This is a genomic window from Streptomyces formicae (assembly GCF_002556545.1).
GTDB classification, from domain to species: Bacteria; Actinomycetota; Actinomycetes; order Streptomycetales; family Streptomycetaceae; genus Streptomyces; species Streptomyces formicae_A.
The window spans coordinates 8266951-8291285 of sequence record NZ_CP022685.1 but is presented as its reverse complement, the minus strand read 5'-3'; the positions used below and the strand labels follow the sequence as shown (position 1 = coordinate 8291285).

The window sequence follows — 24335 nt, the reverse complement described above, 5'->3', positions numbered from 1 at the left end:
TCCGGCGCATGGAGCCGCAGCTGAGGCACACCGTCACGGACGGCGTCGCCACCGTCGTCATCGACCACCCGGCCAAGCGCAACGCGATGACCACGCGGATGTGGGGCCGGGTGCCGCCGCTCCTCGCGGGGCTCGCCGCCGACCCCGCCGTACGCGCGCTCGTGCTCACCGGGGCGGGGGACACCTTCTGCGCGGGCGCCGACATCTCCTCGCTGCGGGAGTCTGCGGGGTCCGCGCAGGACCTCGCGGTGCGGGCCGAGGAGGCCCTCGCGGCCTTCCCCAAGCCGACGCTCGCCGTGGTACGGGGCTACTGCGTGGGCGGCGGCTGTCAGCTGGCGGCGGCGTGCGACCTGCGGTTCGCGGCCGACGACACCTCCTTCGGGGTCACCCCTGCCAGGCTCGGCATCGTGTACCCGGCGACGACCACCCGGCGTCTGGTGTCGCTCGTGGGGCCCGCCACCGCCAAGTACCTGCTCTTCTCCGGCGAGTTGATCGGCGCGGAGCGGGCCCTGCGCACCGGCCTGGTCGACGAGGTGCTGCCCTCCGACGAACTCGACAAGCGCGTCGCGGAGTTCACCCGGGTCCTCGCCGCGCGCTCCCAGCTCACCCAGGCGGCGGCGAAGGAGTTCGCGGCGGGCCGCGTGGACCGGGACGCGTACTGGGCGGAGCAGGCGCGCGGCAGCGACGACACCGCCGAGGGTGTCGCCGCCTTCCTGGAACGCAAGCAGCCGCGCTTCACGTGGAGCCCGGCCGCCGACTGAACTCCCCCGCTCCGACTCCTACTGGTCGAAGCGGCTTCCCTCGCGGAACTTGGCCACGATGTGCGCGGGCGCCTTCTCCGGGGATCCCGCGTCGTAGGGCGGCTGCGGGTCGTACTCGGTGAGCAGCTGCACGGTCTGCGCGTGCTCGTCGCCCGCGATCTTCCCCGCCAGGGTGAGCCCCATGTCGATGCCCGCCGAGACGCCCGCCCCGGTGACGTACTTGCCGTCGAAGACCACCCGCTCCCCCGTCGACTCGACGCCGAGCCGCTCCAGCTCGCTCAGGGCCAGCCAGTGCGAGGTGGCGCGGCGGCCCTTGAGCAGACCGGCCGCGGCGAGCGCCAGGGAGCCCGTGCACACCGACGTCGTCCAGGTCGTGGTGGGGTCCACGGCGCGCAGCCAGTCGAGGAGCGGCGCGTTCTCCATCTGGTCGCTCTGTCCGGGGCCGCCGGGCACGACCACGATGTCGGGGCGCCTGACCTCGTCGAACGTCTTGTCGGCGATCAGCGCGAGGTTGCCGCTGTCGTCGCGCACCGGGCCCGCCTGCGCGGCCACGAAGACGGTCTCGGCGCCGGGCAGGCTGCTGAGGGTCTGGTAAGGACCGATCGCGTCCAGGACGGTGAAGCGCTCGTACAGGGCGATGGCGATCTGCATGGTGTCCCTATCGGTGAGTGGTGGATGTGACGTGCGGTGTGCGGTGGAAGCGGCGCCGGTACTCGGCCGGTGAGGCGCCGAGCGTCTTGACGAAGGAGCGGCGCATCGCCTCCGGAGTGCCGTAGCCACAGGCGCGCGAGACCTCCTCCACGCCGTCGGCGGTGTCTTCCAGGAGGCGGCGCGCGTGCTCGATGCGGACCCGTTCGACGTACTTGCCGGGCGTCGTGCCGGTCTCCGCCTGGAAGGCGCGGGCGAAGTGCCGGGGCGAGAGGCGGGCGCGGACGGCGAGCGCGTCGACCGAGAGGTCGTCGTCGGGGTGCTCGGTGATCCACTGCTGGACCTCGCGCAGCGGTTCGCGCCGTGCGGTCTGCGCGGCGAGCTGGGCGCTGAACTGCGCCTGGTTCCCCGGTCGGCGCAGGAAGACGACCAGATAGCGGGCGATGGTGAGTGCCGCCTCCCTGCCCAGGTCCTCCTCGACCAGGGCGAGGGCGAGGTCGATGCCCGCGGTGACCCCCGCGGACGTCGCCACGTGGCCGTCGCGTACGTAGATGGGGTCCGGGTCGACGTCGATGCCGGGGAAGTCCCTGGCGAGCTTGGCGCAGTACGCCCAGTGCGTGGTCACCCTGCGTCCCTCCAGGAGGCCCGCCTCGGCGAGCCGGATGGCGCCGGTGCAGACCGACACCAGGCGCTCGGCGCGCGGGCCGTGCTCGCGCAGCCAGTCGATCAGCTCGCGGTCCTCGGGGCGGGTGCCCTGGCCGCCCGGCACGAGCAGCGTGTGCGGGGCGGGGGCGTCCGCGAGCGAGGAGTCGGGGAGCAGGGTGAGCCCGCCGGAGGTGCGCACCGGGCCGCCGTCCAGCGAGGCCGTGTGCAGGCGGTACGCGCCGTCGGGGTCGCCGATGGCGTGCGCCGCGCCCGCGAAGACCTCCACGGGGCCCGTGACATCAAGGCTCTGGACGCCGTCGAAGAGGACGACCAGGACGATTCGCTGCTCCATGCCCCGATTCTTGACGGGGCCCCGGATGGCCGCAATGACGAGTTCCCCACCTTTCCTGCCATCGACGGCGGCCCCCTGACCTACATACCAACCAGTAGGTACCGTGCTCCCATGACCTCTTCGACGACCTCCCCCACGCAGGCCGCGCTGCCCCCGCGCGCCGGGCGCCGCTGTCACAACGTGCTGAACTCGCTCCACTCGACGCACTACTTCTCCCCCGACGTGTCGCGGGAGCTGGCCGGGCTCGGCATCACCCACCCCAGCGCGGTCAACTTCGCCGTGCGGGCGGCCGCCTTCGGCGCCGTCGGCGCCGGGGTGGTGACCGCCGCCTTCTACAACTACAAGCACACCCTCGTCGCCGAGCACCTGCCCGCGGTGTGGCGCACGGCCTCGCCCGAGGACGTCCTCGCGGCACGCGCGCGTGGCGTCGACACGACACTGCGCCGCCTCCTCGGCGAAGACCTCGTCTCCTCGCCCGAGATGGCGGAGGCCGCCGAACTCGCGCTGCGCGCCACCGAGGCGTGCTCGCGCTCCGCGCGCCCGCTCTACTCCGCCCACGCCGACCTGCCGGTGCCCGACGCGCCGCACCTGGCGTACTGGCACGCGGCGACGCTGCTGCGCGAACACCGCGGCGACGGGCACGTCAGCGCGCTGCTCGGCGCCGAACTCGACGGCATCGAGGCGCTGGTGAGCCACACCGCGACCGGCAAGGGCATGACGCCGAAGTGGAACTTCGCCACGCGCGGCTGGAGCCGGCAGGAGTGGGACGCGGCCACCGAACGGCTCCGTGATCGCGGAGTCATCGACGGCGAGGGCGAGTTGACCGAGCGGGGCGTGGAGCTGCGTCAGCACGTCGAGGCGGAGACGGACCGCCTGGACCGGGCGCCGTACGAGCACCTGGGCGAGGCGGGCGTGGAGCGCCTCACCGAGCTCGGCACGGTGTTCATCGGGACGGCGTTGCGGGCCGGGGCGTTCCCCGCGGACCTGCTCGGCAAGGCCTGAGCGCCGAAAAGCGCCACCTCACGGCACCGAACGGTGCCGAACGGCCCCGGCGGGGCATGGTCGTCGCCCACCGAGGTACCCGCTCGTCTCCCGGCCGCGCCACTCCGGCCGGACCGGGAGACGAAAGGGGAATGCATATGTTCCGTGCCATCGCGGACGTTCTGCGCCAGATAGCGGGCGCCATCGCCACGGTCGTCACCCTGCCCTTCCGGGCACTGGCCAGGCTGTTCGGCGGAGCCTCCGGTTCCGCGGGGCGCGGCGGCCGAGGAGGCCGGGCGCGCCGGGTCTGATCATGCGTTGTCGGCGCCACCTGCCACAATTGCCCGGCAACCTCTGTGAGAAGGCGGTACCGGAACGTGGCAGCTTTGACGACGTCCACTCCAGCGTCCATCGAAAGCAGGATCGCCGAAGAACTCGGCGTACGGGAGCGGCAGGTGAAGGCCGCCGTCGACCTGCTCGACGGCGGCTCCACGGTGCCCTTCATCGCGCGCTACCGCAAGGAAGCGACCGAGATGCTCGACGACGCGCAACTGCGCACGCTCGAGGAGCGGCTGCGGTACCTGCGCGAGCTGGAGGAGCGGCGCGCCGCGATCCTCGAATCGGTCCGTGAGCAGGGCAAGCTCACCGACGAGCTGGAGGCGCGGATCCGCGAGGCGGACACCAAGGCGCGCCTGGAGGACATCTACCTGCCCTTCAAGCCCAAGCGGCGCACCAAGGCGCAGATCGCCCGCGAGGCGGGACTCGAACCGCTGGCCGACGGGCTGCTCGGGGACCCGGGCGTGGAGCCCGCGGCCGCGGCCGCCGCGTTCGTGGACGCCGACAAGGGCGTCGCGGACGCGCAGGCCGCGCTGGACGGCGCCCGCGCGATCCTGGCCGAGCGGTTCTCGGAGGACGCCGACCTCATCGGCGAGCTGCGCGAGCGCATGTGGGTGCGCGGCCGCCTCGCCGCGAAGGTCCGCGACGGCAAGGAGGAGGCGGGCGCCAAGTTCGCCGACTACTTCGACTTCGCCGAGCCGTTCACCGAGCTTCCCTCGCACCGCGTCCTGGCGATGCTGCGCGGCGAGAAGGAGGAGGTGCTCGACCTGGTCCTGGAGCCCGAGGAGGCCACGGAGGGCCCGTCTTCGTACGAGGGGATCGTGGCCCACCGCTTCGGCGTGGCCGACCGCGGCCGCCCGGGCGACAAGTGGCTCCAGGACACGGTGCGCTGGTCGTGGCGGACCCGGATTCTCGTGCACCTCGGCATCGATCTGCGGCTGCGCCTGCGGACGGCCGCCGAGGACGAGGCGGTGCGGGTCTTCGCGTCGAACCTGCGCGACCTGCTGCTCGCGGCGCCCGCCGGCACGCGCGCGACGCTGGGGCTCGACCCCGGTTTCCGTACCGGCGTGAAGGTCGCCGTCGTGGACGCCACCGGCAAGGTCGTCGCGACGGACGTGATCCACCCGCACGTGCCCGCGAACAAGTGGGACGAGGCGATCGCCAAGCTCGCGCGGCTCGCCGCCGAGCACGCGGTCGACCTCATCGCCATCGGCAACGGCACGGCATCGCGCGAGACGGACAAGCTCGCCGGTGAACTGATCACCAAGCACCCGGAGTTGAACCTCACGAAGGTGATGGTCTCCGAGGCGGGCGCCTCGGTGTACTCCGCGTCCGCCTTCGCCTCGCAGGAGCTGCCGGACATGGACGTGTCGCTGCGCGGCGCGGTCTCCATCGCGCGCCGCCTCCAGGACCCGCTGGCCGAGCTGGTGAAGATCGACCCGAAGTCGATCGGCGTCGGCCAGTACCAGCACGACCTCTCCGAGGTGAAGCTGTCGCGCTCCCTCGACGCGGTCGTGGAGGACTGTGTGAACGGCGTCGGCGTGGACGTGAACACGGCGTCCGCCCCGCTGCTCGCCCGGGTCTCGGGCATCGGCGCGGGCCTCTCGGAGAACATCGTGGCGCACCGCGACGCCAACGGCCCGTTCAGGAGCCGCAAGGGCCTCAAGGACGTGGCGCGGCTCGGCCCCAAGGCGTACGAGCAGTGCGCGGGCTTCCTCCGCATCCGCGGCGGCGACGACCCGCTCGACGCCTCCAGCGTGCACCCGGAGGCGTACCCCGTGGTGCGCAAGATGGTGAAGTCGTCGGGCGGCGAGGTCGCCTCGCTGATCGGTGACACGGCGACGCTGCGCTCGCTGCGGCCCGACGACTTCGTGGACGACGTCTTCGGCCTGCCGACCGTGACGGACATCCTCAAGGAGCTGGAGAAGCCGGGCCGCGACCCGCGCCCCGCCTTCAAGACGGCGACCTTCAAGGACGGCGTCGAGAAGATCTCCGACCTGGCCCCGGGAATGGTGCTCGAAGGGGTCGTCACGAACGTGGCCGCCTTCGGTGCCTTCGTGGACGTGGGCGTGCACCAGGACGGGCTCGTGCACGTCTCGGCGATGTCCAAGACGTTCGTCAAGGACCCGCGCGATGTCGTGAAGCCCGGCGACATCGTCAAGGTGAAGGTGATGGACGTCGACATTCCGCGCAAGCGGATCTCGCTGACGCTGCGCCTGGACGACGAGGCGGCACCCGAGGGCGACGCGCGTCCCAAGCGGGGCGGGCGTCCGCCGCAGCAGCGCCAGCAGGGCCAGGGGCAAGGGCAGGGCCAGGGGCAGCGCGGCGGCGGACAGCGTGGTGGCGGTCAGCGCGGCGGGGGCCAGCGTGGCGGCCAGAAGCCGCAGCGCCAGGGCCCGCCGCCGGCGAACGACGCGATGGCCGAGGCACTGCGCAAGGCCGGTCTCGTCGATCCGGGGCGCCGCTGACGCGCCGGGAGTCCGGACGCGGAGGAGCGAGGGGGCGGCGCGGTCACGTCACCGTGACAGCTCCGTCACCTTGCCCTCCGCCACCTCGACGCGCCGCGTCACCCGCACCGCGTCGAGCATCCTGCGGTCGTGCGTGACCAGGAGCAGCGTGCCCTCGTAGGAGTCGAGGGCCGCCTCCAGTTGTTCGATGGCGGGCAGGTCGAGGTGGTTCGTCGGCTCGTCAAGGACGAGCAGGTTGACGCCCCTGCCCTGGAGGAGCGCGAGCGCCGCGCGGGTGCGCTCGCCCGGTGAGAGCGTGGCGGCGGAGCGCAGGACGTGCTCCGCCTTCAGGCCGAACTTGGCGAGCAGCGTGCGGACCTCGGCGGGCTCGGTGTCGGGCACGGCCGCGCAGAACGCGTCGAGCAGCGACTCCTCGCCGTGGAAGAGCGCGCGGGCCTGGTCGACCTCGCCGACCAGGACGCCCGAGCCGAGCGCCGCGTGGCCAGCGTCCAGCGGGACCCGGCCGAGCAGGGCGCCGAGCAGCGTCGACTTGCCCGAGCCGTTGGCGCCGGTGATCGCGACGCGGTCCGCCCAGTCGATCTGGAGCGTGACGGGGCCGAGCGTGAAGGCGCCGCGGCGCACCTCCGCGTCGCGCAGCGAAGCGACGACCGATCCCGAGCGCGGCGCCGCCGCGATCTCCATGCGCAGCTCCCACTCCTTGCGGGGCTCCTCGACCGCCTCCAGGCGCTCGATCATGCGCTGGGTCTGGCGGGCCTTGGCGGCCTGCTTCTCGGTCGCGTCGCTGCGGAAGTTCCTGCCGATCTTGTCGTTGTCCCCGTTGCCCGCCTTGGCCTTGCGGCGGGCGTTCTTGACGCCCTTGTCCGCCCAGGAGCGCTGCATCTGGGCGCGGCCCTGGAGCGCGGACATCTTGCCCTCGTACTCCTCGTAGTCGTCGCGGGCGTGACGGCGGGCCACCTCCCGCTCCTCCAGGTAGGCGTCGTAACCGCCTCCGTAGAGGTTGATCTGCTGCTGGGCCAGGTCGAGTTCGAGGACCTTGGTGACGGTGCGGGTGAGGAACTCGCGGTCGTGGCTGACCACGACGGTGCCCGCGCGCAGGCCGCGCACGAAGCTCTCCAGGCGCTCAAGACCGGCGAGGTCCAGGTCGTTGGTCGGCTCGTCCAGGAGGAACACGTCGTAGCGGGAAAGGAGCAGCGAGGCGAGTCCCGCGCGGGCGGCCTGGCCGCCGGAGAGCGAGGTCATCGGCTGGTCGAGGCCCACGGCGAGGCCGAGCGAACCGGTGACCTCCTCCGCCCGCTCGTCCAGATCCGCGCCGCCGAGGGCGAGCCAGCGCTCCAGGCTGTCGGCGTAGGCGTCGTCGGCACCGGGGGCGCCGTCGACCAGTGCCTGGGTGGCCTCGTCCATGACGCGCTGTGCCTCGGCGACGCCGGTGCGGCGGGCCAGGAACGCCCGGACGCTCTCGCCGGGGCGGCGGTCGGGCTCCTGCGGCAGGTGGCCCACCGCGGCGGTCGGCGGCGAGAGCCTCAGCTCGCCGCCCTCCGGGGTGTCCAGGCCGGCGAGCAGCCGCAGGAGGGTGGACTTCCCGGCTCCGTTGGCGCCCACCAGGCCGATGACGTCGCCGGGGGCGACGACCAGTTCAAGGCCGGAGAACAGGGTGCGGTCGCCGTGGCCGGCGGCGAGGTCTTTGGCGACGAGGGTTGCGGTCATCAGGGACGTGATTCTAGGCGAGCCAGGACGCCGGGCGGGGCTCAGGCCGGGCTAGCCCGATGTGGGGGCGACCAGGACGCTGCCGGTCGTGCGGGCCACCACGTACGACTCGCCCTTGGTGGCCTTCCCGTCGAGCGGCACCCGGTGCTCGCCGGGTTCGAGGACCGCGTCGAAGAGTTCCTGGGTGTGGGTGCGGTAGAGGCGGTCGAGGCGGTACGCGATGAGCTGGACCCGGCACGTCGAGGTGACCTCGACCGATGCCGTGCCGGGAGTGGCCGCGAGCCGGGTGAGGCGGCGCAGCTCCCCGGGGCTGCGGTCCAGGGCGTGCTCGATCTGGGCCACCAGGAGCGGGATGATCGGCGCGAGCCCGTCCACGTAGGCGACCTCGACGCCCGCCGAGTCGAACGCGGCGCGCACGGCGGCACGGTCGGCGGAGGGGACGGCGCGGCCGAAGGCGACGGCCCCGTAGGTGCGCAGCTCGTCCGGCGGGACCCCCGCCGCGTCCGCCGCGATCTCCGCGCCGATGCCGATGGTGCGCAGGGCGGCGGCCAGCTTGGCGAGTACGGCCACGCGGGCCCCGATCAGCAGGACCCTGCGGCGGGCGGGGGGTTCGTCGGCGGCGAGCAACTGCCCCAGTTCCCTGCGGTATTCGGTGCCGCGGAAACGGAAGGGCCCTATGCCGTGGTAGCCGTTGAGCTCCAGGTCGGCCGGTTCGGCCGTCTGCCAGGCGAAGTCGCGCCAGACGAAGTCGTCGGACCCGTCGGTGGCGCGTTCGATGACGGCGGTGACAGCCCCGCAGTCCAGGCCCTCGCACTCGGGGCAGCCGTAGATGACGTACCGGCCGTCGCGCAGCGGTGCCGCCGCCTCCAGGAGGAGTCTGCGCACGTGCGCGGTGAAGATCGCGGGTGGGATGTCGGAGGCCAGGGGGGAGACCGCGTCGAGGTCGGAGAGCTGGAAGAGGAGGGGCCGACCGTTGACGATGAAGTCGACGAAATCGCGGTGCACTTGGTAGCCACCGTTGGCGAGAACTCCACCGGCGCGCATGGCCGGTGCCAGACCGAAGGTCGCGTACTCGGCAGACATGCTTGGAGTATCCCCACCTGATGTGTGATGTGAGCACGGCATCGCACATTCCCCCGCGTTCCCGCGACGGGTGATGAGGGTGGGGCCGGGGATGCGCCCAGGAGGCGGCGCGTCCGGCGACCGCCGCCTCCTGATGCCGCTCTGCCGCCCCGCGTCAGCGGGTCTCGACGGTGGCGTTGTCGGCCTCGGGGCCCTCCTCGTCCTGGGCGGGGCCGATCCGGATCTCGAAGTCGCCGTCGTACTGCTGGTGGCCCGCGATCACGGCCTTCTCGACGGCCTCGGTGCCGTGCTCACCGCGCACGATCAGCGGGTCGTGGCGCAGGTCGCGCATGAGGGACACGCACATCCCGATCATCACGATGGTGAAGGGCGCCGCGACCAGGATGGTGAGGTTGCGCAGACCGGTCAGCGCGTCGTCGGAACCGTCGCCGATGAGCAGCATGATCGCGCCGACGGCACCGGTCACGATGCCCCAGAAGACCACGACGAACCGGCCGGGTTCGAGTGCGCCCTTCTGCGAGAGCGTGCCCATCACGATGGACGCCGCGTCCGCGCCGGAGACGAAGAAGATGCCGACGAGGATCATCACGAGCAGGCTGGTGGCCGTGGCGATGGGGTACTCGTGCAGCAGGCCGAAGAGCTGTGCCTCCGGTGTCGTGTCACCCTTGAGCCCGCCCCGGTCGGCGACCGTCATGGCGCTGCCGCCGAAGACGCAGAACCAGATCAGGCTGACCGTGCTGGGCACCAGGATGACGCCGCCGACGAACTGACGGATCGTACGGCCGCGGCTGATGCGCGCGATGAACATGCCGACGAAGGGCGTCCAGGAGATCCACCAGGCCCAGTAGAAGACCGTCCAGGCGCTGAGCCAGTCGGCGACGCCCTTGCCGCTGGCCGCCTCGGTGCGGCCGATCAGCTGCGGGAGGTCGTCGAGGTAGGCGCCGAGCGAGGTCGGCAGCATGTCGAGCATGATGACGGTCGGGCCCGCGATGAAGACGAAGACCACGAGCAGCCCGGCGAGCACCATGTTGATGTTCGAGAGCCACTGCACGCCCTTCTCCACGCCGGAGATGGCGGACGCCACGAAGGCGAGGGTCAGTACGGCGATGATGACGACGAGCAGTCCTGTGCTCGCGTCGTCCATCCAGTCGAGCACCTCGATGCCGCTGCCGATCTGCAGGGCGCCGAGGCCGAGGGACGCGGCCGAGCCGAAGAGCGTGGCGAAGATGGCGAGGATGTCGATGATCCTGCCCCAGGTGCCGTGGGCGTGCTTCTCGCCGATGAGCGGCTCGAAGACGGCGCTGATGGTCTGCCTGCGCTGCCGCCGGAACGTGCTGTAGGCGATGGCGAGGCCCACGACCGCGTAGATCGCCCACGGGTGGAGCGTCCAGTGGAAGAGGGTGGTGGCCATGGCCGTTTCCATCTTCGCCGCGGAGTCCGCCGGGTCGGTGCCCGGCGGTGGCGTCGTGAAGTGGGAGAGCGGCTCGCTCACGCCGTAGAACATCAGACCGATGCCCATACCGGCGCTGAACATCATCGCGACCCAGGAGACGGTCTTGAACTCCGGCTCCTCGCCCTCCTGGCCGAGCGTGATCTTCCCGTACCGGCTGACGGCCAGCCAGAGCGCGAAGACCACGAAGCCCGTGGCGGTCAGCATGAAGAACCAACCGCCGTTGTGCATCAGGCCGTTGAGCATGTCCGTGGAGACGTTCTGGAGCGAGTCCGTCGCCACCCCGCCCCAGACCACGAACGCCAGGGTGAGCACGGCGGTGACGCCGAACACGACCCGGTCCGTCTGTGGTGCCCGGCCGGCGGGGGCGGTCGCCGCGATGTCCGGCGATCCTCCCCCGTCGTCCGATTTCTGATGATCCTGCGTCACAAGTGACACCTTTCAAGGGGTCGATTACGTCGGGACTTTGTCCTCCGTTACCCCCTACCACATGTGACGCACATCTCACCTCATCAACAGCTCATGTCGGGCCGCCCTTTGGCGAGGTGGTACGGAGCGCGCTCGTCAAGGAGCAGCGGCACCAGGGCCCTCGCGGACTGTCGCAGCGGGACGTAGGCGCCGTTCTTCTGGCGCTTCACCGTGACGCCGTGCAGCGCCAGTTCGTCCTTGATGTCGGCGTACTGGGCGGCGTCGAGCCGGTAGCCGCACGGCGGGTCCTGGATGATCTCGGACGGCTCGGCGGGGTCGTTGTCGGCGCCGCCGAGGTAGACCGGGCCCCGGTCGCGGAAGCCCTCGGCGCGGGCCGCGTCCGTGGCCCGCTCCAGGCGCGCACGCCGCTCGTCGGTGTAGTCGAGGAGGCCGCCGAGCGCCGCGCGCTGGGACGTCACCCTGCGGCGGTTGTTGAGGGCCCCGTCGTTCTTCTCGGCGTCGGTCAGGGGGTCGACGCGGCTCTCGATGAGCAGGCCCGCCGCGTGCTTGATCCCGGAGACGTTGCGCAGGATGCGCTCCTGGCCGTCGCCCGCGGTCTGCTTGATGGGCTCGCCGGTGACCGGGTCGGTCCAGATGCCGTAGGTGCCGGTGGTGTGTCCCGCGTGCTCGGCGGCCGGTCGCACGTAGTCCTTCGACAGGGTCTGCGCCTCGCCGTGCACGGCCTCGTCGGTGTTGAGGTTGCGCGGCCAGAGGTCGAAGAGGTCCTTGTCGTAGTACTTGGGCGTGGCGCCGTACTCGTGCAGGTCGTAGATGACGTCGGGCCGCCGGTCGCGGATCACGGCGGCCATGGCGCGGGCCTCCGCGGTCGCGAGCGAGATGTGGTCGCGGTTGATGTCGACGCCGTCGGAGTTGCCCCGGGTGTCGGCGGCGCGGCCGTCCGGGTTGGCGGTGGGGACCACGAGCAGCGTGGTGCGGTTCAGGAACCGCTCGGTCTTCTTGTCCTTGGCGTACGCCAGGTCGCGGATCGTGGAGAGACAGGCGTCGCGGCCCGACGGCTCGTCGCCGTGCTGGCTGCAGATCAGCAACACGGTGTTCTTCGTCGGCCGTTCACCGATGCGGACCAGCTGGACGGGCCTGTCCTGCTTGGTGGTGCCGATGCGGGAGACGGAGACCCGGTCGCTCGCCTTGTCGACGGTGGCAAGGAGCTGCTGTTCCTCGGGCTGCGTCGTCCAGCGGGCGCCGTTGGACTGCTCGAATCCGGTACGGGGCGGTGTGGCCGTCGCCTGGGCGGGCACGGTCACCAGTGGTGCGGCGAGCGCCGCGGTGGCACAGGCGAGTGCCAGGGTGCGGAAGCGGGGTGTCATGAAGTACGGCCTCCCGGTACGGGGTTGAGCGGACGCGGCGGGGCCACGCCGTCGAGACGGGCTTCGCGGGGGGTGACGGATCCGGGGGCGGTGGCGGAGGTGGCGAACGCCTTCGCGCCGCCGACCAGCGGGACCTTCGCGTACGTACGGGACAGGTCGATGCCGAGTGTGGGGGTGTCGGCAGGAGGGTCGATGAGGTTCTTGTCGGTGCCGCCGATGATCAGCGCGAGGCGGTGGCCCTTCGGTACGACGTGATCGCTCGCGGCGAGATCGAGGGTGATGGTGTACGGCTTGCCCGGGGTGAGCGGGCGGCCCTTCTCGTCGTCGGCCCAGTTGCCGAGGTCGGCCCAGCCCCGGCTGAAGATCGTGTAGTCGACGTCGGCGGTCTTCGCGCGGGTCTCCTTGAAGCAGGCACTGTCACCCGTGGTGCTCGCGCCCCAGCAGGAGCGCTCGGGCAGCGTGCTGATGCCCTCGCCGGACGCGGCGTAATTGCGGATGGTGTCGGGTCCGAGGTCGACGAGGACCGCGGAGAGGTGGGCGGTGCGGGTCGTCGGGGTGGCGGTGACCGTCACCTTCGACGAGCCGGACAGGCGCAGGTCACGTGCGAGCGGCTTGCTGAGGAACCCGGCCTTCTCCGGGGTCGACGTGCCGATGCGCGCCGCCCAGTCCGTCTCGCCCAGCTTCGGGTCGTCGGTGAAGGTCTCGGTGCCGGAGCCGCGGCGCGGGCCCAGGGTGCCGACGCCGGGCGAAGTGCCCTTGGCGGGGCGGAGCTTGACGGTGTCGGTGGTGCGCGGGGGCCAGACGCGGTCGGTGGTCCAGCGGTCGGGGGCGCGCTCGATGTCGGCCATCGGCTCGCGGTCGACGCCGTTGTCGTAGCCCATGAGCTCATGGTCGAACCAGCGGTGCAGGGTGCGCACCCAGTCCGCGCGGCGGAAGTCGAAGGGGTCGACGTGGCCGGTCTGGCTGAGCCAGATCTTGCGGTCGACGCCGTGCTCGGCGAGGGCGTCCCACCACTGGCCGAAGTGCTTGGTGCGGACGTTCAGGTCCTGCATCCCGTGCACGACGAAGACGCTGGCCTTCACCTTGTCCACGTCGGGGACGTAGTCGCGCTCGCTCCACAGCCGGGTCCAGTCGCCGGTGCGCGGCGCCTCGTCGACCAGGCGGCGCTGCACCGCGCCGCAGCGGGCGCGGGCCTCGGGGCTCTCCACGTAGTCCGAGAGCGAGTCGGGTCCGCTGTCGTAGAGCGGGGCGCCCTTGGCGAAGTAGTAGTCGTACCAGGAGGAGATGGCGCCGATCGGCACGATGGTCTTGAGACCCGGCACTCCGGTGGCGGCCACGCCCTGCGCCACGGTGCCGTCGTAGCTCTTGCCGATCATGCCGGTCTTCCCGTTGGACCAGGAAGCCCTCGCGGGTTCCGTGCCGGTGCGGCTGGTGTAGCCGCGGGCGCGGCCGTTCAGCCAGTCGACGACGGCCTTGGCGGACTGGGTGTCGGAGCGGCCGCCGATGTCGACGCAGCCGTCCGAGCGGTTGGTGCCCGCGAGGTCCACGGCGACGTAGCCGTAGCCGCGGGGCACGAAGTAGTTGTCGTAGTAGAGCGGAAGTTGGACCGGCTGCCCGTTCGCGTCGTACGTCTTCTTCTGGCTCTCGTTGCCGCGCCCGCAGCAGGAGTAGTACGGGCTGGCGTCCATGATCACGGGTATCTCGCGGCCCGCGCGGTCCAGTTCGCGGGGCCTGACGATGTCGACGGCGACGCGGTCGGTCCTCCCGTCCGCGTCGCCGTCGATCCTGGTGTCGACCCATACGGATTCGCGTATCGCGTCCTCGTACGAGTACACGGGTCTGCTCTCGCCCGGCGGGCGGAGCGTCTCCCCCGGAGCGGCCGGGGCCTGTGCGGCTCCCAGCGCCGCGCCCGGGGACATGAGGGTGGCAAGGAGGGCGGTCAGGGCCGCCGCGATGAACGCTCTCCAGAGGAGGCGGGTGCGTCGCGCACGTATCGGCATGGCGCGGAAGGTACACCGGGGAACCCTCGCGCGACAGAGGGCGTGAGCATGCGCGACAGGTCCGTGGGTCGTAAAGGCACATGTCGGCCGAATGGCGATCGTGTGACGTCCGGGGCCATGGACATGGCGCGTGCGGGGAGTGCTGAATAGGGTCGACGATCAACGGATCCTGTGCGGACAGGTCTTGCAGGACCCCTTGTGGCAACCGTTCTTGTGCCCCTACGACTTGGAGCTTTCGTGCACCGCAGACTCATCGCCCCGGGCGCGCTCGCGGCCTCCCTTCTGCTGGCGATCCCGGCGTCGGCCGCCGACTTCTCCCCCGGGGCCCCGGGCATCGGCGACCCCTATTACCCGGCGAGCGGCAACGGCGGATACGACGTCTCGCACTACGACCTGCGGCTGAAGTACCAGCCCAAGACCGACCTCCTCGAAGGCACGGCGACCATCAACGCCCGGACCACGCAGGACCTTTCGCGGTTCAACCTCGACTTCGGCCTCAAGGTCTCCGAGGTGCGGGTCAACGGCAAGAAGGCGAAGTTCGCGAAGACCGGCGACCAGGAGCTGGAGATCACCCCGCCGGCCGGTCTCGCCAAGGGCACGGCGATCACCGTCGTCGTGCGGTACGCGGGCAAGCCCTCCGAGCTGAAGATCAACGGCTACACGGCCTGGCACCGCACGCCCGACGGCGGCGTCGCGGCGCAGGAGCCCGAGGCGGCCGTGTGGTGGTTCCCCTCCAACGACCACCCGCTGGACAAGGCCACCTACGACGTGTCGGTCTCGGTGCCCGACGGCAGCCAGGCGATCTCCAACGGCGTGCTCCAGTCGCAGAGTTCGAAGCTGGGCTGGACCCGCTACAACTGGCGCTCCAACAAGCCGCAGGCCAGCTACCTCACCACGCTCGCGGTCGGCAAGTTCGACATCACCACGGACAAGACGGAGTCCGGCCTCCCGGTCCTCAACGCCTACAGCAAGGACCTCGGCGACAACGCGGGCTCGGCGCGGGCCAGCATCGAGCGGACCACCGAGGTCGCCGAGTGGCTGGAGACGGTCTTCGGGAAGTACCCGTTCAACGCGCTCGGCGGCTACGTCCCGAACGTGAAGAGCAGCTACGCCCTGGAGACCCAGACCCGGCCCTTCTACAGCCCGGCCGCCTTCGCGAACGGCTCCAACGCGTCGATCGTCGTCCACGAGATCGCCCACCAGTGGTACGGCGACAGCGTCTCCGTGGACGGCTGGAAGGACATCTGGGTCAACGAGGGCTTCGCCCGCTACAGCCAGTGGCTGTGGTCGGAGAAGGAGGGCGAGGGCACGGCCCAGGAGCTCGCGGACTACGTGTACGCGCAGCACCCGGCCGACGACCCGTTCTGGACGGTCAAGCCGGGCGACCCGGGCCCGGACAACCAGTTCCACGGCGCGGTCTACGACCGGGGCGCGCTCGCCCTCCAGGCGCTGCGCAACGAGGTCGGCGACGACACGTTCTTCGCGATCCTCAAGGGCTGGCCGCAGAAGCACGCCTACGGCAACGCGAAGGTCTCCGACTTCGTGAAGTACGCCGAGAAGGTCTCGGGCAAGCCGCTCGCCGAGCTCTTCGACACCTGGCTCTACCAGCCCTCGCGCCCCGGGGCGCCCGCGGCGAAGCAGGCCAGGGTCGCCAGGTCTGCGGCGTCGGCCCCGGTCGCGCCCAAGTCCTGGAAGGAGATCGCCGCGACGAACGGCGTGCACGGGCACGGGGATGCGGACCGGCACGGGCACTGACCCGCGCACGCGCGGCCGGGCGCTTGACCGCGCCCGGCCGCGTCACGCCCTCGCGCGGTGTGCCGCCCTCGCCCTGCGCGCCGCGGGCAGATAGCGCAGCCGCTCCGGCAGCAGCGGCACCACCGTGCGTACGACCGCGCCGAAGCGGCGCAGCCTGCGTTCCTGCACGGGGGTCCAGGGAAGGCCGATCGCCTCGCGGGCGTCCGGAGGCAGCAGGCCGATCGTGACGAAGCTGCGGAAGCGGGCCAGCGGGGGCAGGAGCACGGGCCACAGGGCGCGGGCCACCAGGCGTACGGCGAGCGGGCCCCGGTCGGGCGGGGGCAGCGAGAGGTCCACGGCGGTCAGCTCCCGGGCGACGGCCGTCAGCTCCAGGTCCTCGGCGAGGACCGTTCGGTAGTACGGCCAGAACTCCTCGACGCTTCCCGGCATGTCCCGGTCGTGGAGGCCGAGGACCCGGCCGACCTGGAGCCACTCCGCGTACAGCCGCCGCTCCTGCTCCTCGGTGAAGGGCCTGGCCAGATACCGCTGGGCCTGTCGGTACACGGGGAAGCCGGTGGCGTGCACCCAGGCGTAGTGGGCGGGCGTCAGCGCGTGGTAGCGCCTGCCGTGCGCGTCCGTGCCCCGGATCCTCCTGTGCAGCACGCGGAGCCTGCGGCCCTCTTCGGCCGCCGCCGCTCCCCCGTACACCCACAGGAGCAGCGACCGCAGCGAGCGCTCGCCGCGCCCCCACGGGTCGGTGCGGAACACCGAGTGGTCGTCGACGCCCGCGCCGACGGCCGGGTGCGCGACCTGGAGGGCGAGGGCGGGCGGCAGGGAGAGGAAGACGCGGATGTCGCCCGCGATGCTCCAGAGGATGCCGCCGGGCGGGGGCGGTTCGGGGGCATCGGTCGCGTCGTCGGTCCTCATGCGGCGTGCTCCTTCGCCGTACGCGGGGGTGGGCCCGGAGCAGGGCCCGGAGCACCCATGAAATGCACACACTGTGGGCCTGTGCCCGTTATGTGTGCATTTCAGTATGCGACGGCGAGGATTACCGCGAGGCGCGCGGGCAGAGGTAGAAGAGTTCGGGATCTCCCTCGTCGAGGCCGTGGAGCAATCCGACCGGGCGCCAGTCGGCGCGTCGCAGCAGCTGCTGCATGGGGTGGTTGGAGACGTTGGTCGAGGTGAACAACTTCGCCGTGGTGCATCCGGCCTCGACGGCCGCGAGGAGACGTGCGCCCACACCTCGGTGTCGGGCGCCGGGGGCGACCATCAGCATGGTGAGGAAGCCCTGCTCGAAGAAGTTGTACTCCAGCACGCTGTACCCCACAGGTCCGGACGAGTCCCGGGCCACGAGGACCGCACCGCTCTCGCACCAGCGCCGGATGCTGTCCCGTCGTGCGCGGTCGCCCGCCGCCGCGACGGAATCGATCGTGGCCACCTCGGTCCAGTCCGACGGGTCCACGCGGTCCACTCGAAGCCCGCTGGGGTTCTCGACATCCATGGGGTGCATCGTGGCAGCGTACGGGTGGTAGGCGCTCGCCCATTGTGCGGCGGACGGCCTGTCAGCGCGGTGGTCCTCCGTCAGCGCGCGGCGGCGTACGCGTCCAGGATGATCTCCGCCACGGCGTCCGGTTCGCGCACCGTCGGGAAGTGGTCGCTGTGCGCGAGGCGCACGAGGCGGCAGCCGGGGATGCGCTCCGCCATCGTCTCGTTCACCCGGATCACGCCGGGCTGGTCGTGCTCGGCCAGGGCCAGGACGCACGGCACGTCGAGCTCGCCGAGCCGGTCGTAGACGGGCGGGTCGGGGACCTGGTGGGGATGGACCGCGAGCCACGCGGGAACCACCGCTCGCAGGTACTCCGCCACTTCGGGGTCGTCCCCGGTGCCGAGCACGGCGGACACGCGCCGGATCATGACCACGATCCCCTCCACGTCCCCCGCCCGGGCGAGGCCGCCGACCTCGGCCATGAACTCCGGCGTGAGGGGGTCCTCGGCGCCCGTGACGGTGGGGACCACCAGGGCGAGGCTCGCCACCCGCGCCGGGTCGCGCAGCGCGAGGCTGACGGCCGTCGCGCCGCCCATGCTCGATCCGGCGAGCACCGCGCGGGCCACCCCGAAGTGGTCGAGGACCGCGATCAGGTCCTCGACCAGCGAGAAGGGCGCGGTCGGCGCCGGTGACCTGCCGTACGCCCGCGCGTCGTAGCGGATCACGCGGTGCCGCTCAGTGAGGCGCGGCAGGACGCGGTCCCAGACGCGGGAGTCGGCCACGCCCGGGTGCAGCAGGACCAGGGGCAGGGCGTCGTCGCCCGTGCCGCCCGGGGCGCCCGAGTCGTGCGCCCAGACCTCGCCGTCCTTCACCGACACCATGACGTCCATGCCCCGAGTCTCCGGGGGCGCGGGCCGGGGCGCCAGAGGAGCCGTCCCACGAGGGCGCGAATGCGTACCGCTAGCGACCGGAACCCGTCGACCCGCCGTCCGGAGGGGCGCTCCCCGTACCGCCGTCGGGCCCCTCGAACCGTCCGGCGTTCACGGCGGGTACGGGTATCGGCTCGCCCACGATCCTGCTCGCCAGCTCCGACGCCACCTCCGAGACGCATCCCCGCAGTTCGGCCTCGGCCTCGGCGCGCTCGGCCTCCACCCTGGCCTGCCCGGTGGCGAGGAGCTCGGCGCGCTCGCGCAGACCCTCCTCACGGGACTCGGCGATCAGCGCGGCGCCCTCCTCGCGGGCGGCCTGGCGCACGCGCGCGGCCTCTCTGCGAGCTTCGGAGAGCAGCACGTCCCGCTCGCCACGGACGCGTTCGGCCGCGTGCCAGAGCTCGGCGGTCGGTCCTCCGGTGACGCCTTCGAGGATCGTCGCGCGTTCCTCCAGCACCCGGTTGACGCGGGGCAGGAAGCGTCCGACGGCGAGGTGGACGACGACGAAAAGGGCCGCCGCCAGGGCCAGGTGCTCGACCTGGGGGTTGAGCGGTCCGAGTTCCATGGGAATGAGCAGCATGCCGAAGCCATACCCGCTCATCCGTGCGCAACAACGCACACCTGCACGGCAGTTGGGAGTCGTCGCTCACATCCGCGCGCCACTAGGCGCTCGGGTCCCAGCGGCGCGCCCTCGCGGCGCGGTGCCCGCCACGGACGCCGAACGACGCGGTGGCGCCACCTCGGACATCCGTGATCTCCGACATGACGCCACCGTGCGGGCACCCGGCCGCAGCGCCGGGCCTGCCGCTGTTGCCGCTAGCGCGGTTCCTTCGGATCCGTGAGGCTCTGCGCCTCCTGGTCCACCCGGCGGCGGACGCCGAACCAGCCGACGACGAGAGCGACGCCCACGATCGGGATGAGGAACAGCGTCTTGCGGCCGACCTCGGCGTCCTTCCACATCAGGCAGAGGACGGCGAGCAGGAACGCGATCGTCACGTACTCCGTGATCCCGCTGCCGGGGAGGCGGAACTTCGGCCGGGTGATCTCGCCCCGCTTCGCACTGCGCACGAAGGCCAGGTGGCAGACCATGATCATGATCCAGGTCCCGATGATGCCGAGCGAGGCCACGTTCAGGACGATCTCGAAGGCCTGGTCGGGGACGATGCTGTTCAGGCCGACGCCGAGCACGCCGATCGAGGCGGTGAGCAGGATGCCGCCGTAGGGCACCTGGCTGCGGTTCATCCGCGCCGTGAACTTCGGGGCGGAGCCCGACATCGCCATGGAGCGCAGGATGCGGCCGGTGGAGTACAGGCCGGAGTTGAGCGAGGACATGGCCGCGGTGAGCACCACGAAGTTCATCACGTCACCGGCCGCCGGGACGCCGATCTTGGACAGGACCGTCACGAACGGGCTCTGGTCGGCCGAGTACACCGAACCGGGAAGCAGCAGGGCGAGCAGCACGACGGAGCCGACGTAGAACAGGCCCACGCGCCACATGATCGAGTTCACCGCGCGCGGGACGACCTTCTGCGGGTCCTTGGTCTCGCCCGCCGCGACACCGACCAGCTCCAGGGACGCGTACGCGAAGACGACGCCCTGCATGACGATCACGACCGGCATGATGCCGTTCGGCAGGAAGCCGCCGTGGTCGGTGATCATGTTCAGGCCCGGCGTCTCGCCGCCCACCTCGTGCTGGCTGGCCAGCAGGAAGATGCCGATGACCATGAAGGCGGTCAGCGCGGCCACCTTGATGATCGCGAACCAGAACTCCATCTCGCCGAAGTACTTCACCGAGATGAGGTTCACGGAGAGCACCACCGCGAGGGCGATCAGCGCGAGCACCCACTGGGGTATGTCGGTGAAGAAGCTCCAGTAGTGGGTGTAGAGGGCGATCGCCGTGATGTCGGCGATGCACGTGGTCGACCAGTTGAGGAAGTACATCCAACCGGCGAAGAACGCGCCCTTCTCACCGAGGAACTCACGCGCGTACGAGACGAAGGAACCCGACGAAGGACGGTAGAGGACCATCTCACCGAGGGCTCTGACGACGAAGAACGCGAAGATGCCGCACACGAGGTACGCGACGGCGAGTGCGGGGCCCGCCGAGTGGAGGCGGCCGCCCGCCCCGAGGAAGAGTCCTGTGCCGATCGCGCCACCGATCGCGATCATGTTGACGTGGCGGGCCTTGAGGTCCTTGCTGTATCCGGCGTCTCCCGCGTCCGCGGGGGCCTGGTTCGCATCGGTGCGGGATGCGTCCAGGGCGGCCGAATCTACGGCTTCCTTGCTCACGTGGTGGATCTACTCTCTGGTGCCCGGAAGAGAACCGGGGTCCGGATGTGCTCCGGTCCGCGACACCCCTGACGCGCGCGGACCGACGGGACACCTTCCCCCAGAGATCACCTCGTACGCGGTGGCGCACGTCACATAGCGGAACTTCTCACATGGTGGTCAAGGGGTGTACAGGGCGTCGATGACCTGCTCGTACTTGGCGCGGATGACCCGTCGGCGCAGCTTCAGGGACGGGGTCAGCTCGCCGGTCTCCGGGCCCCACTCCTCGCGGACGACGCGGTAGCGCTTGATCTGCTCGGTGCGGTTGAGCCGCGCGTTGGCCGCCGCCACGGCGCGGGCCACCTCTTCCCGCACGGCCGCGCTCTCCATCAGGTCGCCGGTGATCCCCCGCGCGGCGGCCCAGGCGGGTGCGAGCTCCGGGTCGAGGACGAGCAGCGCCACCAGATAGGAGCGGCCGTCGCCGTGCACCAGGGCCTGACCGATCAGGGGGTGCTCCTTGAGCGTGTTCTCGACGAGGGCGGGCGAGACGTTCTTGCCCGTCGAGGTCACGATCATCTCCTTCTTGCGGTCGGTCACCCAGAGGAAGCCGTCCTCGTCGATGCGCCCGATGTCACCGGTGGCGAACCAGCCCTCCGCGTCGCAGGCGCTGTCGACGCCGCCGTCGGGCCGCAGATAGCCGTCGAAGACGGTGGCACCGCGCACGAGGATCTCGCCGTCGTCCGCGACGCGCACCTCCAGACCGTCCAGCGGCTTGCCCACCGAGCCGAGCCGGAACGCGTCGGGGCCGTTCGACGTGACGACACCGGTGGTCTCGGTGAGGCCCCACGCGTCCATGATCACCAGGCCGAAGCCCGCCCAGAAGCGGGCCACGTCGAGCGGCATGGGCGCCGCCGCGCTCGCGGTCCACACCAGGCGGTCGAAACCGGCGAGCGCGAGCAACGGGTCGAGCACGCGCTCCTTGGCCTCCTGGTACGCCGCCGCGAGAGCGGCGGACGGTTCCTCGCCGCGCTCCCGGCAGTCGACGTGCGCGCGTGCGGTCTCGTTCGCCGCTTCGAGGGCCCGCCGCTGCTCCTCGGGCAGCCCCGCGAGCGCGGACTTCACGGACGCGGTGAGCTTCTCCCACACCCTCGGCACCCCGAAGAACTGGAAGGGGTGCAACTCGCGCGCGGTGGCGGCCACGTGGGCCGGGTCCGCGCACAGATGGACGTGCGCGGCGCGCAGGACCGGCAGGTAGATGCCGAGCATGCGCTCCGCGATGTGCGCGAAGGGCAGGTAGCAGATGTGCCCGACGTGTTCGGGGAACTCGACGGCGGCGTCCAGGGCGACCCCGTTGAGGACGACGTTGCGGTGGGTGAGCCGGACCCCCTTGGGCTCACCCGTGGTGCCCGACGTGTAGACGACGGTCAGCGCGTCGGTGGACCGGCCCTCGCGCCACGCCTTCTCGAAGGCGTCGGGATTGAAGAGGCGGCCGCCGGTGGCGTGCAGGGAGCCGTACGTACGGTGGGTGCCCGCCTCGGCGGCCTCCACCACGACGATCCTTTCGAGCGGGGCCGTGGCGTCGGCCAACAGGGGCCCCCAGCGCGGCAGTTCGCGGGCTCCCTCGACGATCGCGAAGCGGGCGCGGCTGTGCCGGACGATGTGCGCGACCTGTTCGGGAGCGGCGGTGCCGTACACGGTCACGGGGACGGCGCCCAGGTGGGTCAGGGCGAGGTCGCTCAGCCAGTGCTCGGGGCGGTTGCCCATCATCATCAGGACGTGCTCGCCGCGCCCGACGCCGAGGGCCTGGTAACCGGCGGCGAGCACCGCGACCTTGCGCCGCACCTCGCGCCAGGTGAGCGTCGCCCACCCCTCCCCCGACCGCCAGGAGAGGGCGGGAAGATCTCCGTGGTCCTCGGCGTTGCGGAGCAGCAGAGCGGGGAGCGTGATGTCGGCGAGGTCCCCGGGGAGTCGCGGGATCGTGGTCATGACCGCCTCCTGGCGCCATCGGCTGAGCGTGAGCGGATGCGTGCGCGGATGCCTGCGTGAGGAGCAAGTGACTGGCCCGGAGGGTTTCACAACACTGGTGTGCCAGCAATACTGTTGCACCGGATTGGTGCAGGCCGACGGGGAGAGAGGGCGCTGCCATGACGACGGACACCGGGAGCGTGCCGACGAACGGCGACGAGCCGACGTTCACGGTCGACGAACTGGCCGCCCGCGCGGGCGTCACGGTCCGCACGATCCGCTTCTACAGCACCAAAGGGCTGCTGCCGCCCCCGGTGATCGGCCCGCGCAGGGTGGGCCACTACGGCCCCGAGCACCTGTCCCGCCTCGCGCTCATCGAGGAGCTCCAGCACCAGGGCATGACGCTGGCCGCGATCGAACGCTATCTGGAGCAGTTGCCCGCGGACCTGAGCGCGCACGACCTGGCCATCCACCGTGCGCTGGTGGCGAGTTGGGCACCGGACGCGGCCGAGGACGTGTCACGCGCCGAGCTGGAGCGCAGGGCGGGCAGGACCCTCGCCGAGGCCGACCTGGACCGCCTGACCGCGATGGGGGTGACCGCGCGGACCCAGACCCCGGAGACCTACCGCGTGGACCCGGGGCTGCTGCGCCTGGGCGTACAACTGCTCGACGTGCCCATCGCGCACGAGACGATCCTGGCGGCGCGCACGGTCCTGATGGAGCACACCCGCTCGGCGGCGCACGAGCTGTCGCGGCTCTTCCGCGACGAGGTGTGGAGCCCCTACCGCGAGCGCGAGTCCGACCCCGAGCACGTCGCGGCGATGCGGTCGCTCTCGGCGCACATGCAGCCGATGGTGGTGCAGGCGCTGGTGACGGCGTTCCAGCGCTCCCTCAAGGAGGAGCTGCGGGGGTGGCTCAAGGAAGGCTGAGCCGCCCCCGGCCCGCGCGCTACACCCTGACGTCGGCCGCGCTGGCGGTCGGCGTCTCGTCCCGCGCGGCCTGCCGCATCCGCTCGGCGTAGACCTCGGAGAGGGCCCGCAGGTCCTTGCGCGCGTACGCCTGGCCCGAGTTGTCCCTGAGGTCCAGCGTGGCGATGTAGGCGCCCTCGCGGATCACGATCGACTGCGAGGTCTTCCTCGCGGGCGCCGCGTATCCGTAGGTGATGCTCGCGTCGCCCCGCGAAGGCCCGCCGAGGACCTCGAGCTCGTGGCGGTTGTTCTCCACGTAGCTCTTCCAGGCCGTGAAGGCGCGTTCGGCGGCCCGCTCGTTCCGGTACACGATGAGGTCGTAACCGGCGCTCTCGCCCTTGTCGTCGCTGCGGTAGCCGGCCCGGCCGTTGGCGACGGCGCCCTTGCACCTGACGCCCGGGTCCTTGCACACGGACGGCGCCTTGGCACGGCTGTACGGCTTGGTGGAGACGGTGCGCAAGGCGGTGGGCATCGCGTCGAGGGGCGGCAGGATGGCCTTGGCGTCCTGGGCTCCGCTCAGCGAACCGCCGCTCGTCCTGCCGCTGCCGGAGCCGCCCGTCGCGCCGCCGATGGTGCGGCTGTGCGAAGAGCCCGAGCCCGACTTGTGCTTCTTCTTGTTCTTCTTGCCCCCGCAGCCCGTCAGGGCCAGCGAGAGGACCAGCACTCCGACGCCGACTGCTCGCGTCGTTCCCCCAGTCGTGAACCGCACAGCGGTCACCTTCCACTTGTCGTGATCATGCCTACGGCAGGATACGACGCGGGAG

20 protein-coding genes are annotated in these 24335 nt (G+C 71.5%); 6 read left to right on the top strand and 14 right to left on the bottom strand.

Annotation, left to right across the window (positions count from 1 at the left end):
• The first annotated feature begins 8 nt into the window (after positions 1-8).
• Positions 9-761, top strand: a complete 753-nt coding sequence (locus KY5_RS36035; protein WP_098246143.1) for an enoyl-CoA hydratase/isomerase family protein — start codon at positions 9-11, stop codon at positions 759-761.
• Between the two features lie 18 nt (positions 762-779).
• Here KY5_RS36035 and KY5_RS36030 read toward each other — a convergent pair whose 3' ends face one another.
• Together KY5_RS36030 and KY5_RS36025 are read right to left on the bottom strand one after the other, a co-directional pair.
• Positions 780-1412: a DJ-1/PfpI family protein gene (locus KY5_RS36030; protein ID WP_098246142.1), complete on the bottom strand. Its 633-nt coding sequence runs from the start codon at positions 1410-1412 to the stop codon at positions 780-782.
• A gap of 7 nt (positions 1413-1419) precedes the next feature.
• A complete protein-coding gene (locus KY5_RS36025) occupies positions 1420-2406 on the bottom strand; it encodes a GlxA family transcriptional regulator (RefSeq protein WP_098246141.1) in 987 nt (328 codons plus the stop codon).
• Positions 2407-2517: 111 nt separating this feature from the next.
• Here KY5_RS36025 and KY5_RS36020 point away from each other — a divergent pair, with 111 nt between their 5' ends.
• The 3 genes from KY5_RS36020 to KY5_RS36015 all read left to right on the top strand — a co-directional run bounded on the left by KY5_RS36020 (position 2518) and on the right by KY5_RS36015 (position 6191).
• The gene (locus KY5_RS36020) at positions 2518-3408 is read left to right on the top strand and encodes an SCO6745 family protein (RefSeq protein WP_098246140.1); all 891 of its coding nucleotides are present in this window, start codon (positions 2518-2520) and stop codon (positions 3406-3408) included.
• Positions 3409-3545: 137 nt separating this feature from the next.
• A complete protein-coding gene (locus tag KY5_RS42325; protein WP_199843387.1) occupies positions 3546-3698 on the top strand; it encodes an LPFR motif small protein in 153 nt (50 codons plus the stop codon).
• Between the two features lie 66 nt (positions 3699-3764).
• Positions 3765-6191: a Tex family protein gene (locus tag KY5_RS36015; RefSeq protein WP_098246139.1), complete on the top strand. Its 2427-nt coding sequence runs from the start codon at positions 3765-3767 to the stop codon at positions 6189-6191.
• Between the two features lie 48 nt (positions 6192-6239).
• Here the strand turns inward: KY5_RS36015 and KY5_RS36010 are convergent, their stop codons facing one another.
• The 5 genes from KY5_RS36010 to KY5_RS35990 all read right to left on the bottom strand — a co-directional run bounded on the left by KY5_RS36010 (position 6240) and on the right by KY5_RS35990 (position 14221).
• Positions 6240-7895 carry an ABC-F family ATP-binding cassette domain-containing protein gene (locus tag KY5_RS36010; RefSeq protein ID WP_098246138.1) on the bottom strand — a complete coding sequence of 552 codons (1656 nt, stop codon included), beginning with the start codon at positions 7893-7895 and terminating at the stop codon, positions 6240-6242.
• Positions 7896-7946: 51 nt separating this feature from the next.
• Entirely contained in the window at positions 7947-8978 is a 1032-nt protein-coding gene (locus KY5_RS36005; RefSeq protein ID WP_098246137.1) for an oxidoreductase, read from the bottom strand.
• A gap of 154 nt (positions 8979-9132) precedes the next feature.
• Positions 9133-10809 (bottom strand): BCCT family transporter, encoded by a 1677-nt coding sequence (locus KY5_RS36000; RefSeq protein ID WP_234363267.1) that lies wholly within the window; start codon positions 10807-10809, stop codon positions 9133-9135.
• 131 nt (positions 10810-10940) lie between these two features.
• On the bottom strand, positions 10941-12221 hold the full coding sequence (locus KY5_RS35995) for a M14 family metallopeptidase (RefSeq protein WP_098246135.1): 1281 nt from the start codon (positions 12219-12221) through the stop codon (positions 10941-10943).
• Positions 12218-14221 carry a Xaa-Pro dipeptidyl-peptidase gene (locus tag KY5_RS35990; RefSeq protein WP_098246134.1) on the bottom strand — a complete coding sequence of 668 codons (2004 nt, stop codon included), beginning with the start codon at positions 14219-14221 and terminating at the stop codon, positions 12218-12220. Before KY5_RS35990 ends, KY5_RS35995 begins: the two co-directional genes overlap by 4 nt.
• 237 nt (positions 14222-14458) lie before the next feature.
• Here KY5_RS35990 and KY5_RS35985 point away from each other — a divergent pair, with 237 nt between their 5' ends.
• Complete coding sequence (locus KY5_RS35985) at positions 14459-15976, top strand: M1 family metallopeptidase (RefSeq protein ID WP_098246133.1); 1518 nt, start codon at positions 14459-14461, stop codon at positions 15974-15976.
• A gap of 42 nt (positions 15977-16018) precedes the next feature.
• Here KY5_RS35985 and KY5_RS35980 read toward each other — a convergent pair whose 3' ends face one another.
• From KY5_RS35980 to KY5_RS35955, 6 genes are all read right to left on the bottom strand, one after another.
• Positions 16019-16882, bottom strand: coding sequence for an oxygenase MpaB family protein (locus KY5_RS35980; protein WP_098246132.1), 864 nt, complete (start codon positions 16880-16882; stop codon positions 16019-16021).
• A 121-nt stretch (positions 16883-17003) separates the two neighbouring features.
• The gene (locus KY5_RS35975) at positions 17004-17465 is read right to left on the bottom strand and encodes a GNAT family N-acetyltransferase (RefSeq protein ID WP_234363023.1); all 462 of its coding nucleotides are present in this window, start codon (positions 17463-17465) and stop codon (positions 17004-17006) included.
• 71 nt (positions 17466-17536) lie between these two features.
• On the bottom strand, positions 17537-18331 hold the full coding sequence (locus KY5_RS35970) for an alpha/beta fold hydrolase (RefSeq protein ID WP_199843385.1): 795 nt from the start codon (positions 18329-18331) through the stop codon (positions 17537-17539).
• Between the two features lie 70 nt (positions 18332-18401).
• Positions 18402-18950 (bottom strand): hypothetical protein, encoded by a 549-nt coding sequence (locus KY5_RS35965; protein WP_098246130.1) that lies wholly within the window; start codon positions 18948-18950, stop codon positions 18402-18404.
• 236 nt (positions 18951-19186) lie between these two features.
• Positions 19187-20659 (bottom strand): amino acid permease, encoded by a 1473-nt coding sequence (locus KY5_RS35960; RefSeq protein ID WP_098246129.1) that lies wholly within the window; start codon positions 20657-20659, stop codon positions 19187-19189.
• A 159-nt stretch (positions 20660-20818) separates the two neighbouring features.
• Positions 20819-22624 carry an AMP-dependent synthetase/ligase gene (locus KY5_RS35955; RefSeq protein ID WP_098246128.1) on the bottom strand — a complete coding sequence of 602 codons (1806 nt, stop codon included), beginning with the start codon at positions 22622-22624 and terminating at the stop codon, positions 20819-20821.
• 179 nt (positions 22625-22803) lie between these two features.
• On the opposite strand from KY5_RS35955, the gene KY5_RS35950 reads away from it, so the two are divergent.
• On the top strand, positions 22804-23532 hold the full coding sequence (locus tag KY5_RS35950; protein ID WP_098247702.1) for a MerR family transcriptional regulator: 729 nt from the start codon (positions 22804-22806) through the stop codon (positions 23530-23532).
• Between the two features lie 19 nt (positions 23533-23551).
• On the opposite strand, the gene KY5_RS35945 is transcribed toward KY5_RS35950, so the two are convergent.
• Positions 23552-24280, bottom strand: a complete 729-nt coding sequence (locus KY5_RS35945; RefSeq protein ID WP_159072678.1) for a hypothetical protein — start codon at positions 24278-24280, stop codon at positions 23552-23554.
• Between the last annotated feature and the right edge of the window lie 55 nt (positions 24281-24335).

Excerpts from the sequence above, each read along its gene's own strand:
- KY5_RS35990 (WP_098246134.1), bottom strand. The coding sequence starts at position 14,221 with ATGCCGATACGTGCGCGACGCACCCGCCTCCTCTGGAGAGCGTTCATC.
- KY5_RS36020 (WP_098246140.1), top strand. The coding sequence starts at position 2,518 with ATGACCTCTTCGACGACCTCCCCCACGCAGGCCGCGCTGCCCCCGCGC.
- KY5_RS36005 (WP_098246137.1), bottom strand. The coding sequence starts at position 8,978 with ATGTCTGCCGAGTACGCGACCTTCGGTCTGGCACCGGCCATGCGCGCC.
- KY5_RS35980 (WP_098246132.1), bottom strand. The coding sequence starts at position 16,882 with ATGAGGACCGACGACGCGACCGATGCCCCCGAACCGCCCCCGCCCGGC.
- KY5_RS42325 (WP_199843387.1), top strand. The coding sequence starts at position 3,546 with ATGTTCCGTGCCATCGCGGACGTTCTGCGCCAGATAGCGGGCGCCATC.
- KY5_RS36030 (WP_098246142.1), bottom strand. The coding sequence starts at position 1,412 with ATGCAGATCGCCATCGCCCTGTACGAGCGCTTCACCGTCCTGGACGCG.
- KY5_RS35975 (WP_234363023.1), bottom strand. The coding sequence starts at position 17,465 with ATGCACCCCATGGATGTCGAGAACCCCAGCGGGCTTCGAGTGGACCGC.
- KY5_RS36035 (WP_098246143.1), top strand. The coding sequence starts at position 9 with ATGGAGCCGCAGCTGAGGCACACCGTCACGGACGGCGTCGCCACCGTC.
- KY5_RS35995 (WP_098246135.1), bottom strand. The coding sequence starts at position 12,221 with ATGACACCCCGCTTCCGCACCCTGGCACTCGCCTGTGCCACCGCGGCG.
- KY5_RS36025 (WP_098246141.1), bottom strand. The coding sequence starts at position 2,406 with ATGGAGCAGCGAATCGTCCTGGTCGTCCTCTTCGACGGCGTCCAGAGC.
- KY5_RS35965 (WP_098246130.1), bottom strand. The coding sequence starts at position 18,950 with ATGCTGCTCATTCCCATGGAACTCGGACCGCTCAACCCCCAGGTCGAG.
- KY5_RS35970 (WP_199843385.1), bottom strand. The coding sequence starts at position 18,331 with ATGGACGTCATGGTGTCGGTGAAGGACGGCGAGGTCTGGGCGCACGAC.
- KY5_RS35955 (WP_098246128.1), bottom strand. The coding sequence starts at position 22,624 with ATGACCACGATCCCGCGACTCCCCGGGGACCTCGCCGACATCACGCTC.
- KY5_RS36010 (WP_098246138.1), bottom strand. The coding sequence starts at position 7,895 with ATGACCGCAACCCTCGTCGCCAAAGACCTCGCCGCCGGCCACGGCGAC.